Annotated in this window: 8 protein-coding genes; 2 read left to right on the top strand and 6 right to left on the bottom strand. The window is 35.6% G+C overall.

The features are described 5' to 3' along the window. Positions 1 to 282 precede the first annotated feature (282 nt). Together FGL66_RS02350 and FGL66_RS02345 are read right to left on the bottom strand one after the other, a co-directional pair. The gene (locus FGL66_RS02350) at positions 283 to 2103 is read right to left on the bottom strand and encodes an acyltransferase family protein (RefSeq protein WP_180810019.1); all 1821 of its coding nucleotides are present in this window, start codon (positions 2101 to 2103) and stop codon (positions 283 to 285) included. A 184-nt stretch (positions 2104 to 2287) separates the two neighbouring features. Next, on the bottom strand, positions 2288 to 2596 hold the full coding sequence (locus FGL66_RS02345; protein ID WP_180810018.1) for a metal-sulfur cluster assembly factor: 309 nt from the start codon (positions 2594 to 2596) through the stop codon (positions 2288 to 2290). 112 nt (positions 2597 to 2708) lie between these two features. Here FGL66_RS02345 and FGL66_RS02340 point away from each other — a divergent pair, with 112 nt between their 5' ends. Together FGL66_RS02340 and FGL66_RS02335 are read left to right on the top strand one after the other, a co-directional pair. Then, on the top strand, positions 2709 to 3527 hold the full coding sequence (locus FGL66_RS02340; RefSeq protein ID WP_180810017.1) for a Cof-type HAD-IIB family hydrolase: 819 nt from the start codon (positions 2709 to 2711) through the stop codon (positions 3525 to 3527). A 22-nt stretch (positions 3528 to 3549) separates the two neighbouring features. Continuing rightward, positions 3550 to 4875, top strand: coding sequence for a CoA-disulfide reductase (locus FGL66_RS02335; RefSeq protein ID WP_180810016.1), 1326 nt, complete (start codon positions 3550 to 3552; stop codon positions 4873 to 4875). Positions 4876 to 4948: 73 nt separating this feature from the next. Here FGL66_RS02335 and FGL66_RS02330 read toward each other — a convergent pair whose 3' ends face one another. The 4 genes from FGL66_RS02330 to addB all read right to left on the bottom strand — a co-directional run bounded on the left by FGL66_RS02330 (position 4949) and on the right by addB (position 13672). Next, complete coding sequence (locus FGL66_RS02330) at positions 4949 to 5338, bottom strand: YisL family protein (RefSeq protein WP_180810015.1); 390 nt, start codon at positions 5336 to 5338, stop codon at positions 4949 to 4951. A 228-nt stretch (positions 5339 to 5566) separates the two neighbouring features. Continuing rightward, complete coding sequence (locus FGL66_RS02325; protein WP_180810014.1) at positions 5567 to 6481, bottom strand: fumarylacetoacetate hydrolase family protein; 915 nt, start codon at positions 6479 to 6481, stop codon at positions 5567 to 5569. 82 nt (positions 6482 to 6563) lie between these two features. Next, positions 6564 to 10208: a helicase-exonuclease AddAB subunit AddA gene (gene addA, locus FGL66_RS02320; protein WP_180810013.1), complete on the bottom strand. Its 3645-nt coding sequence runs from the start codon at positions 10206 to 10208 to the stop codon at positions 6564 to 6566. Next, entirely contained in the window at positions 10205 to 13672 is a 3468-nt protein-coding gene (addB, locus tag FGL66_RS02315; RefSeq protein WP_180810012.1) for a helicase-exonuclease AddAB subunit AddB, read from the bottom strand. Before addB ends, addA begins: the two co-directional genes overlap by 4 nt. Between the last annotated feature and the right edge of the window lie 54 nt (positions 13673 to 13726).

Genomic DNA, 13726 nt, shown 5'->3' with positions numbered 1-13726 from the left:
AAAATCAACTCAAACAAATGATACGTTAGTGAATAAATTTCTTATGTTCTATACACTAGATTAAAGGATTATACTTTCCCTTCATTTAATTCACCCCACAATAAGTTAAAAGGAGCGAAACAGAAAGATTTTTATAAAAAGCTTTCGTAGTCTCGCTCTGGTAAGTTGTGATTAGGCGTAAAAAGATTGTCAAATGTATTTTTACTTCAGACACCCTTCACAAATATTTATTCATTTATTTAGAATCATTTTTCTATGTCCGGTCCCTACAACTTTTTACGCTTACTCTTTATTATACTTTTCAATTGTACGGATAATCTCATTGTTCAATGCGCGTACACCATCTGCCTCTAAATGAATACCATCAGGTGCGAAATAATTTGGATGTCCTTCTGATCTTGAATACCAATCAACAAGTTGCACGTTGTCTCTCTTTTCAGCTGCTTTAGCAAATAGTTCATTGACATGTGTTTCATAGTCGCGAGGTACTCTTGTATTCACAATATAAACTTGCGCTTTATCGAATAACCCTAATAATGTATCCAGTTGTTCTTTTGTGAAGTCACCATTTGTCCCCAACTCTAAAACAACGATATCATCCGGATCTTTATACTCTGGATAACTTTCACGTACAAGAGGAATTGCTTGTACAAGTTGACGACCAATTAGACCGTTAATACTTGCATTAGGCACTTTTTCTTTAAATGCATCTCCAATATCAACCATAACTGAATCTCCAATCAGTAGTGGCTTCCAGTGCGCATAAGGTGATTTATGCCCCTTCACTTCTAAACCATCTATCTTTATCGTATCGAGTGGGATGGGTGTTGCAATATATTTTTCAACTTCATCTGTGTTAATTGCTGTCGTATGTGCTTTCTCTTTAGACAAACCATTAAATACACCTGCTAAAATTAAAATCGAAGGCACAAGCAATAAGATGACCAACCACGTACGTTTGACATTGCGCAATTGCCAATGTTTAAGATGGCGAAAATCAAAAATATGAAAGCCTTTTTGGCGAAAGGGGGTTTCAATCCAACGATATGAGAATTCTGCCATAGCAATCGTTAATATCACTTCAATCATATAGGCATAATTCGGTAATTGTCCCTGTACAAATTGATGTTGTACAAAAACAATAATTGGATAATGCCATAAATAAAGACTGTATGAGCGTGAACCAATATATGTAAAGAGAGGATTACCTAGTAATTTTGCAAACCAACCACTAGGGTGCACTGCACTTGCGATAACGCCGAGTGTTAGAAAACTAATCCATCCAAAGCCACCATAATACAACCAATGATGTGTATCGCTGACATATCGAAAACAAATTAACACACCTAATAGTGTTACAACACCAATACTGTCAATCACTACTCTAGCTTTTACAGCTGTCTGTACTTTTAGCTTGAAAGCAGGCCATACAAATGCAAGTAAAACACCAAGTAATAAAGTTTGTAAACGTGTATCTGTTCCAAAGTATACACGCGCAACATTACCCTGTGGCTCATACATTACACCCATTGCAATCATAGACAAAACAATACAAGTGAGTAATACATATAATATAGGTTTGATTCTCTTGATAAAATAGAGCATGATTAATAAAATAATTGGAAAGCACAAATAGAATTGTTCTTCAATGGCTAATGACCACAAATGTTTAAGTGGTGCGACTTCAAATTGTGCAAAGTAATCCACATCCTGAAAGATATACCACCAGTTGCTGATATAAAAAAGAGCAGCAAAAGCATCGCCACGCACTGCTTTAACCTCTCCCGGTGCAGCAAATAATGTCAAAATCAAGACGACCATAATTAAAAAGATAACTGCTGGAACAAGTCGCTTCAAACGTCTTATCCAAAATGCCCATAAGTCAATGTAATGATTGTTGTGATATTCCGTTAATAATAAACTGGTAATCAAATAGCCTGAAATCACAAAAAATGTATCTACACCTAAAAATCCACCTGGTAACCATTGTGGATTTAGATGATAGATAATGACTGCTATCACAGCGATAGCACGTAATCCATCCAATCCGGGCATATAACGTGTTGATAACGAATGATGCGAAGGTTTATCAAAATTCCACATAACGATCATTCTTCCCTCGTAAATAATAGTCAAAAATACTTATTTATTATAATATATTAATTGTATGAACAAACTTTATCAATATATCTTTTGCTTTAAACCTAGAAAAAAGGACTGAAACATATTATTATTCGTTCAGTCCTTTACACTTTATTTATAATACATAGCTTTAAACTACTTTTGATTAGTTTACGCCTAATGCAATTTTAGCATAGCGTGACATCATATCTTTATTCCATGGCGGATTCCATACGATGTTAACTTCAGTATCTTTTATTTCTGGTAGCTCACCTAGTGCTGTTTTTACCTGATCCACAATTTGTGGCCCTAACGGACAACCGATTGATGTCAATGTCATCTCAACGGTACAAAGACCATCATCGTTTAAATCAACTTTATAAACAAGACCTAGGTTGACGATATCAATACCCAACTCAGGATCAATAACGTTTTCTAACGCACCTAAAATACTGTCTTTTAATGCCTCTTCCATGCCTATCACCTCTTTTTAATATAACTACTATCAATATATCAAAATCACCACATTTCGACAATAAAATGCTATGATATTGATACGTTGAAACTTTTAGACTTAGGAGAAAATTATGAAGAAACACTTAATATGCTTGGATTTAGATGGAACTTTATTGAATGATGAAAAAAACATCTCTGATTATACCTTTCGTGTATTGAAAACACTCCAACAACAAGGTCACTATATTATGATTGCCACAGGTCGTCCATATCGTGCTAGTAAACTTTATTATAATCAACTCGCACTTAACACACCTATCGTTAACTTTAATGGTGCTTTTATACATCATCCTCTTGATACTCATTTTCCAACTTATCATGAACGCCTTGATGAAGGCTTAGCTATGAGTATTATTGATACATTAAAAAAGATGAATATACAAAATATTATTGCTGAAGTCGGAGATCAAGTTTATATTGATCGTCCAGATGCTCGACTTTTCGACGGTTTTAGTATGGGCAATCCCAATGTTAAAATGGGAGATTTATGTGAATTATTACACGAAGACCCTACAAGTCTTCTCGTTGAAGCGGAAGAACATATGATTCCACGTGTCAAACAAGTCCTCACTCGCTTTTATGCTGAAAATATTGAACATCGACGTTGGGGTGCCCCCTTTCCTGTTATAGAATTAGTCAAACGTGGCATAAGTAAAGCCGTTGGTATCGATGTCGTACGCAAATACCTCGGTATTGACCGCAATGAAATCATCGCATTCGGTGATGAAGATAACGACCTTGAAATGATTAAGTACGCCAAACATGGGGTAGCAATGGACAATGCAATTCACGAATTAAAATATGTCGCCAAAGAAACAACATTATCTAATAACGATGACGGTATTGGCGTCTATCTCAATCACTTTTTCAACTTAAATATACCAAAATAACACTATATGAGGAGGATTAACTATGAAAAAACAAAAAATTGTGGTTATAGGGGCTGTTGCTGGTGGAGCAACAAGTGCAAGTCAAATTCGTCGCCTAGATTCAGACAGCGATATTATTATTTATGAAAAAGATCGTCATATGAGTTTTGCCAATTGTGGCTTGCCTTATTACCTGGGAAATATTGTAACTTCACGTGATCAACTTCTGCCATTAACACCTGACACTTTTTATGATAAGAAACAAATTACCGTCAAGTTACAACATGAAGTGACTGGTGTAGATACTGATACACAAGTCATTACAGTTAAAAATCATCAAACAGGAGAAGTCATCAAAGACACTTACGACACCCTTATATTAAGTCCGGGGGCTCGGGCAAGACAACTGGATTTCAATGTACCACACCTTTTTACATTGCGTAATATGGAAGATACAGATAAGATTGAATCTTATATTACATCACACAATGTAAAAAATGCGCTCATTGTTGGTGCGGGTTATATCAGTTTGGAAGTATTAGAAAATTTATATCATCGTGGTATATCTCCTACGCTCATTCATCGCTCAGAAACAGTCAATAAACTTATGGATCAAGATTTAAATGATGTCATCTTTTCTGAACTGGATGCACGTCATATTCCATATCGTCTCAATGAAGAAATTAAAACGATCGAGGGTCACACCGTTACCTTTACATCTGGTATCACTGAAACATATGATATGATTATTGCTGGTGTGGGTGTCTTACCAAACTCTGAATTCCTGCATACATCTGACATTCATAGAGATGAAAACGGTTATATCCCAGTCAATGCACGTTTTCAAACCAATATTGAAAATATATATGCAGTAGGTGACATTGTTACCCATCATTATCGTCATGTTGATTTACCTGCACATGTTCCACTTGCTTGGGGGGCGCATCGTGGCGCTAGTATCATCGCTGAACAAATTGCTGGTAATCAAGATGTTATATTTAAAGGGTATCTTGGCTCTAGTATCGTAAAGTTTTTTGATTATACATTAGCAAGTACAGGTATATCCCCTACTGAACTTGATCATTTTGACTATGAAATGGTTGAAGTTATGAATGGTACACATGCCGGATACTATCCCAACAATAGTCAAATCCGTTTGCGTGCATATTACGATAAACATACACGCCAACTTTTACGTGCTGCAGCAGTAGGTAAAGCTGGTGTAGATAAGCGTATAGACGTTTTATCGATGGCCATGACGTATAATGCAACAATAGATGATTTAACTGAATTCGAAGTAGCATATGCACCACCATATAGCCATCCAAAAGATTTGATTAATATGCTTGGCTATAAAGCTCGACCATAACCCATACACACAATATAAAAAGTCAACTTTCATATGATAGCTACAAATTGAAAGTTGACTTTTATTAATTATATTAGTGAAAAAGTGATGTGATAGGTCCCCATGGTAGTATCGTTCCAAGTACTACTGTAACAATAACAATAATCCACGTCCAAATAAATAATCGGCGACTCGATACATGTTTCTTTTTACGTGTAATCGTCACTTCCATTAAACCTACAACAGTTAAACCTGCTACCATTTTCAATGTCAATAGCATATGACTTGCATCAGCACTTGTAAAAGCTTTAGCAATCAGCCACAAGCCCGTTACTAATACAAAAATCATAAATAAACGCATTGTCATATGTAGTGGCTTAAATAATGGTGTTGCACCTTGTTTGCTCGAAAAGTTTTCATATGTTGCAAAAAATAGAATTAACAACATAATAAAACTGATAATGTGTAAATTAATTAATACCATAGCGTAAAATCCTCCTTTATAAATACCTTACATATCATACCACAGCTCAAAGGTTATAGGATAGAAATCAAAATATAACAAAAGAGTGGGACAGAAATCTCACATATGAAAGATTTCATCATCCCACCCTTATCAAAACGATTAAAATTGAATGCACCTATACCTGACACGCAATCAATAAATATTTATTCAGTGAAGTCTCACGTCCTCACTTTAAAACCATGTCATCTATTGATTATTTTCTGGCGCAATAAATGTTGTCAGTGTACCAATGTTATCAATTGTCACTTTCACTTCATCCCCCGGTTGTAAAAACTTAGGTGGATTCATGCCTGCACCAACACCTGCTGGCGTACCTGTTGCGATAATATCTCCCGGATGTAACGCAACATATTTAGAAATTTCTTCTATTAATTCATCAATTTTCAATATCATTTGTGATGTATTACCATCTTGACGAATTTCATTGTTGACTTTTGTCACAATATTAACATTTTCAGGTGTTGGCATTTCATCTTTAGTGACAATATACGGGCCCATAGGACAACCGCCTGTTAAACTTTTAGATAGGAATGCTTGATCTTGTGCTTTTTGTGCTGTGCGGTCTGTAATATCATTGATAATTGTGTAACCATAAACATAATCAAGTGCTAGACCTTTAGGAATCTTCTCTCCAGATTTACCAATAACAACACCCAGTTCACCCTCATAATCTAACGTATCTGTAATATCTTTATGATTCGGAATCGTTGCTTTGTCTCCAGTTAAAGAAGATGCTGCTTTTGTAAAGACATATAAGCGCTCTACATCATGATCCAGCTCTTCTGCATGTGCTTTATAATTACGCCCAAAAGCAATTACATTATTAGGTGGCGTGACAGGTGGTAAAAATGTAATATCTTCATATTGTACTTTATACGCCTCTGCTTTACCACTCTCTTCAGCCGCTACAACAGCTTTACGAACTTGTTCTTGGAAATGTACTGTTTGATTATGTTGCAATCCTTCTAACAACGTCTTAGGTTGAAATTCTGCATCGCTAAAATCAGCAAATACTTTTTTCAAATCCCACGCTGCTTCTTCTCGTTTTACTTTCACACCATATGATGTTTCACCATTGTGGTTGAATGATAAAAATTTCATCCATAATCAGCTCCTAACGTATATCTTATTGTCATTATAACGAAAATTTTAGATAAATCACAAATTTTTGTCATTATATCAATCAAATATGAATTTCACCAAATTTAAAAAAGTATAATGAGCCTGATACAGGTTGTTTCAGCGTAGTTTCTAATGCTTTTTGGTAATATTGCATCTGAATCTGATACTTTTCTTTTAATTGTTGTGCAAGCTCCGCATCCGTTATCCCTTTTCGACGGACAAAAACATCTGTCTTATAGTCTACAAAATAATACGCATTTCCTTCTTTAAAAACCAGATCAATCATACCTTGAATAATAGAAGACCCTTGATGTCCCTTTTCTGTATCTATTGCGGCTTGGTTAACAATAAATGGTAACTCTCGATAACATACATCACTTTGTGCAATACGCATATACAAATCACTCTGGATAAAACGCAAAACGTCCTCCACCGCAATGTCGTTGATCGCCTCACCTTCAATAATTGCATGTGCTACCAAATCATCAAAATATGCATATAACTCTTGTTCTGTTAAACGTGTTTCTTTAAAAGGTAGATGTTGCATCACTGTATGCATCAACGTCCCTCTTTCTGCTGCATTACGCTTTGTTTCTTGTAAAAATTGTGGCCTTTCATATGTTGCGACACCTATACGGTATTGACGGATACGATCATAATTAGTATCTGCTTGTTCTGTTTCAAGTTGACGTTTAATCTCTGAGACAGACTGCTTTGATGGCTGAGTTATCGCCTGATCATAGGGATATTCAAACAGTAATCGCTCTTGAATCTGATCGGCTAAACTTTGGTCAGCTGAAGGTTGTGTTGCTTTTGTTTTTAATATCTCAACAGACGGTTGTGTCGCATATTCATCTTCTTCTGTTAACGATAAAAGATCACTTGCTTCAATATGATTCAACGTAACGTATGGTGTCATATACTTTGGTAATTTTGCTATCGGAGGTGAAAACTGCTGATTTTTCAAAAGATGTGTCGACAAATGTTTGCTAAGTATACTATAAATTAATTCAAATGGATGTTTTGCATTAAAACGATCAATTGTCATTAAACGATTGTTGGATATAGGTCGTGTAGATAATTGATTCAACGTTTCTTCTTTATCTACTGTACCAATTAAGTAAAGCTGTTCTTTAGCACGCGTTAACGCTACATAGATTAATCTCATCTCTTCAGAAATCAATTCTTTTCGATTTACTAAATGAATCGCCATAGAGATTAAAGATGGATAAACGCGCGCCTGTTTTACATCGTAATAGTGCAAACCTAAACCTTCATGCTGGTTTAACAAAACAGGACGTGTTAAATCTTGTGTATTAAATTTTCGACTCAACCCCGAATAAATAACAAACGGAAATTCTAGCCCTTTACTACTATGTACAGTCATTAAGCGCACGACATTATCATTTGGGCCAATAATATTTTCTTCACCAAAATCTTTTCCACGTTCAATCATTTCATCAATAAAGCGAATAAATTGAAACAATCCTCTAAAACTTGAATTGTCAAACTCTATCGCCCGATTGAATAAACCATGCAAGTTCGCACGACGTCCCTTTCCTCCAACTAAACCACTAAAATATTGAATTAAATAATGATCATTATATATTTTATCAATCAACTGATATACAGGATGTTCTTGGCTATACGTACGATACATCTCAATATCTCTTAAAAATTGTTTTAATCGATGAACTAATTGAGATTCTGATTCAGACGCTTGTATATATTTTTGTATTGACTGATAAAAATAGTTTTCGTAAGGTGCAATCACTCTAATTTGCGCCAGTTCTTCCTCCGTAAATTGATAAATTACAGAACGCATTAAACCTACTAAATAAATGTCTTGTAAAGGATTATCAATCGTTCTTAAAAATGACAACATCAAACGCACTTCAGTCTGATCGAAATAACCTTGTTTACTTTTAGCAAATAATGGGATATTCGCATCTTTAAATACTTGCTGGATATGTCTAACATTTCCCATAGTGGATTCCAAAATCACAATATCCCTATATGTTGCCGCACGATATGTTTGTGTTTTGATGTCATATACTTGTTGCGTTTCCAGTATTGTTTTCACTTGTTGTACAATCATATGCGCTTCTTGTTCATACGAATCCATATCTGATTCATCATCTTTAATGACTGCATTCAAATGGATAGGCTGATTGACTTCATCAAACGGCGCACCATAATACAAACTTGCCGCTTCATCATAATCTATCTCACCGACTGTCATATCCATCATATGTTTAAATAGATAGTTCGTTGTCGATAGCACTTCTTTACGAGAGCGAAAGTTTTGCGACAAATCAATACGCCAACCACTTGAATGATCAGGTTGATTGAATTGTTGATACTTTTCGATAAATAAACTAGGATCTGCTTGACGAAATTTATAAATTGATTGTTTGACGTCTCCTACCATAAATAAATTCCCATTAGATGCATCGCCACGTTTAATACTTGCGATAATCTTCTCTTGAACACGATTTGTATCTTGATACTCATCGACTAAAATTTCTTCAAACTGTGCACGATACTGTGCTGCAACATCAGACGGTGTACCATCTTCATTATATAAAATACGTAATGCAAAATGTTCATAATCGGAAAAGTCTATAATATTTCTTGCTCGCTTAACTTCATCAAACGCAGCCATCACATCTTGCGTTAATGTTGCTAAGTACGCAACTCTCGGTGCGAGTTCATTCAGCTCTTCTACCAATGTTGCCTCATCTCTACTCACCATCTCCGCCTTAACGCGATTTAAATATTGTTTAAAACGATCATAGGATGCTTTAGCACTTTCATACTGTGCATTAGCACTAGGATCTTTACTCACTGCCGACGGTTTTCTCGGTATATTTTTTAAGTCATATTCTTGTAATGCCTTCTTATCAACAATCATGTCATTTAAAAGTGTACGTAAAAATTGACGCTGCCCTTCAATATGTGCGTGTTGCTTATCACACTCTGCTATGAGTTCAAATTGCTCATATGCCTGTTCCAACTCATCTTGTGCAGCCTCTAAATAAAGACGAATATAGGTATTTAAAATATCAAAATAATGCTGTTGCTTTTCTTTATCACAATACGGTTGGCTAAGATTCAACAACCAAGATTGAGGATCTGGATTAGCAACACTAAAATAATACAACTGCTTAATAATCCCTCGCAATGCATCATCATTTCTATCTGATCCCAATTGCTCAACTAACGCTACAAACTCAGGATTTAATGTTTCATAGTGTTGTTCAAAGACGTCATCTATTACCTGTTCTAATAATAATGTATTCTCCACTTCGCTCGCTGTACGGAAGTTGGGATCAATATTGAGTTGATCATAATGCTGCTGAATCAGTTTTAAACAAAAACTATGCAGTGTTGACATTTGGGCTTGATGAATTTTAACACGCTGATTATTTAAGTGTTGGTTGGTTGGATCTTCTAATGCAGCCTGTTGAATTCGAGCTTCTACGCGGTGCTTCATCTCACGTGCGCTCATATTTGTAAATGTCACAACAAGTAAGCGATCAACATCGATACCGTCTCGTAATATTTTTTGAATGATACGTTCTACTAAGACTGCTGTTTTGCCAGATCCTGCAGCAGCAGCCACAAGCACATCTTGCCCTGTCGCATAGATACTTTCCCACTGCGCATCCGTCCACTGCACATCTGCTGGTTTTGTTGGAATCATCGCGTTTCCTCCTCATCTTTCTCACACTTCAATATCTCAAGTGGTTTAATATGTTCATTCACTTGGCGATACTTAGGTGTATCAATCATGCTATCCACATGGCAAACCGATTTATACTGACAATACTGACAAGGCAACGTATTCTTAAACTTTAATGGGGCTACCGCTGTATGACCTTCCATAATATGTGTTGCTGTCGTTACGAAGTTACGTTTATTTCGTTCAATTAACCGATAAATTGTCTGCTCATCTGCAACAGTACTATTTGAGTCGAACCCCCCATTTTTGTTCAACTTAATAGGTACAATGTCTGAGCCAACGCCTTGCTCTAAACGTTGATCATAAGCTTCTATAACATCAGAGTCACTATTTAATAAACCTTGTAACTGATAAGACTTTAAGAAGGTGGTTTGGTGATCTTCTTTGTCTGCCTTGTCCCAGTTTCGCTTTTTGTCTTTAAACTTATGAACATGCATATACAAAAAGCCACCAGGCTTAACATCCCCTACTAAATTTAAGCGTGATTTATTTTGCAATACGACATCCATATAAGTCATCATTTGCATTTGCAGTCCATAATACACTTTCACTAAATCTAGCTTGGCACTTGTGTTAGACGATTTATAATCAATAATATTCACAAAGCTTTTCCCATTGTGTTCATAGAGATCAATACGATCAATTTGTCCTCTCACATTAATTGGAATACCTTGTTCCGTCATTAATGGCATAGCATATAGCTCATCTTCTGAACGAGGTGCTTTACGAAATGCTTTTTCAAATGCAATAGGATGAAATTGAGAATAGGTTGTTTGATGTTTCATTGCTTTTAATGTTGCTTGAACAATCTCACCAATACGGCGTGATAAATAACGATAATATGATGTTGCATTTAATAAGTTAAACTGTACCTGTGGTAAATATATGTCAAGTGCCTCTTGTGTTAATGTTTGGATTTGTTGCGGAGATAATTGGTTGAAACGCCCTTCCACTTTTTCTGCAATATAGCTTAAAACATCATGAAAAATAGTTCCAAGATCAAAATTTTGCAATTGATATTTCGTACGTTCATTAAGTTTTAATCCATGAGAAACATAATGTTTAAATGGACAACTATTATAACGCTCAAATCGAGATACACTCGCATTCATCGTCTGACCATATAAATCATAAGTCAGTTGCTGACTCAGTTGAGTGGTATCATTGGTATACTCCAGTGATGTTGTCAAGTGCGCCATTCCTGATTGTAATGTATCTTCTTGTACCATTATTCGATACAGTTCAAACCAACCATCTGCTACTACTTTACCTTCTAACCATGCACGTAATGCTTCAAATAAATGCACTTTAGATTGATGAGGATGAGCAATAAGTCGCACCATATCTGCTGAATTTTGTTGTCCAATATTTAACACACTCAACATGGGCAAAATACTCTGAACCTCTTGAATATATGGACTCGGTTCTTTTTCAGCGCCTGCACTATCCATCAAGCTATATGTCAACGTGATATGTTTTTGTGCTCGAGTCATTGCACAATAACAAACAAATGCTTCATCCATCTGTAATACATCTGTTGTCGGGCTTAGTGATACACCTGCATATTGCTCCAAATCTTTTTTCTCATCATCTGATATGAGATGATGCCCACTCATTGTTCGTGGCATCACCCCGTCATTCATCCCTACTAAATAAACATGACATTTATTTTCAACTTTAGCGAAATCCATGGTACCAATTGTCACTTGATCTAAAGTTTGAGGTATCATTGAAAATTCAAGTGTATTCAGCCCAACATCTAACACTTCTAAAAAGCGTGTTCGGGATAATGGTTGTTCATCAAATACCGCAACAGTTTCATCTAAAATACGGATTAAACCTTTCCATATTTGATCGATTTCTTCTGCTTGTTCATATTGTCCTTGAGTATCTAAAATATCTCTTTGCGTCATCAGCTGATTGGGAAGTTCAAATGCTTCCATGACTTTATAAAATGCTGTTGCATAGTCGCGTGCATGCTTACCTTTTGATAGTTGCTCTTCAAACATTAACAGTTTTCCGATGACATCTTCTTTCATTGCGATAACACGTTGGAATAGCTCTACATCATCACTTGACATTTTTTGATGCTGTTTGAATCCCATCTTTTTAAAGTCCTCTAATTGAAAATATTGTTTATCAAACCACCGTTCCCCATATATACCACGTTCTATCGCATAATTTTCTAATAGATCAATTAAATAACGACTATCGGTAAAATGTTGTGTTAAGATATTCGTTTTAAGCAAACGCATCATTGGTTCAAATTGCCAATTTGTACGCAGCACTTCGATTAAACTTAGAAACATTTCCATAATTGGATGATGTATCATAGATTTCTTTTGATCGATATTGTACGGAATATCATGTTGCATCAAAATAGATTCTAATAAATAAATATAGTTTGGATCTCTATATAAAATGGCAATATCGTTATATCTATAATGATTTTGACGTACATCCTCCAAAATATGCCGTGCAACTTCAGTGACTTCCTCTCTCATAGACGCTGCTTCTAGTATTTGAACACCTTGATCTTCCACTTGTATAGATTGGGGTTGTAGCGCATCAAACTGCGATTCAATCGCCTTTAAACTCTCAGATTTAAAACGATGTGTATGTTCAAAGCGATGTATATCCAAAGTATTTTGGGTATTAACGGCGATATCTTGAATACGTTTCAGTGATTCCGAAGTCTTGCGAAACATACTGAGCTCATGATGATCACCATTAGTTGTCAACAATACTGTTACACACTTAGCTTGTTGTACTAACGCTTCAATAATTTGATATTCTTGTATAGAAAAACTGTGAAAACCATCAATATAAATTTCTGCACGACGTAACCAATCAGAATGAGGGATTAAATGAATAAAACGATTCATCAAACCTTCAGCTGTAATATATTCTTCTCCAAGACGTTCTTTTAAGCACTCATAGACTAATCCGATATCATGCAATTTATCTCGTGTTCTACGCTGTAATCGGGAATCTTCAGATACTGCTTTAACCCGCTCCGCATCCACAGCATATTTTTCAAAGTCTTGAATTTGTTCATGTATTTTTGTACTAAAACCAAGATACTTCACTTGCGATTTATACAATTTTAATTTTGACTGTACTGACTGCAAAATATCGTATGTCATCATTTCAGTAGCAGATAATGATAAGCGTGTTTCACAAACGCCCCCCACCTCTTGAAATATGCGATGACTTAAACGCTCAAAATGTAGTACTTCAGCACGTAAGCTGCCTTTTAAATCCGGATCGTTGACAAAAGCTTGTTCATATAAGTATGTCCCTTGGGCTTGTGTAATAATAACAATAGGGTCTCCGAGTGGTGCAGCTTGTATTTTTTCTTTAATTTCACGCATCATAGCAGTACTTTTACCCGTTCCTGCTCTTCCTATAAATGTACGAAACATAGTGTCCCCTCTCGATTCAACTGTTCTAAAAAGTGTTTTCTTATTGTGTTTTAT

Source organism: Staphylococcus sp. 17KM0847, from assembly GCF_013463155.1.
Lineage (GTDB): Bacteria > Bacillota > Bacilli > Staphylococcales > Staphylococcaceae > Staphylococcus.
This window is presented reverse-complemented; position numbering and strand designations above follow the sequence as displayed.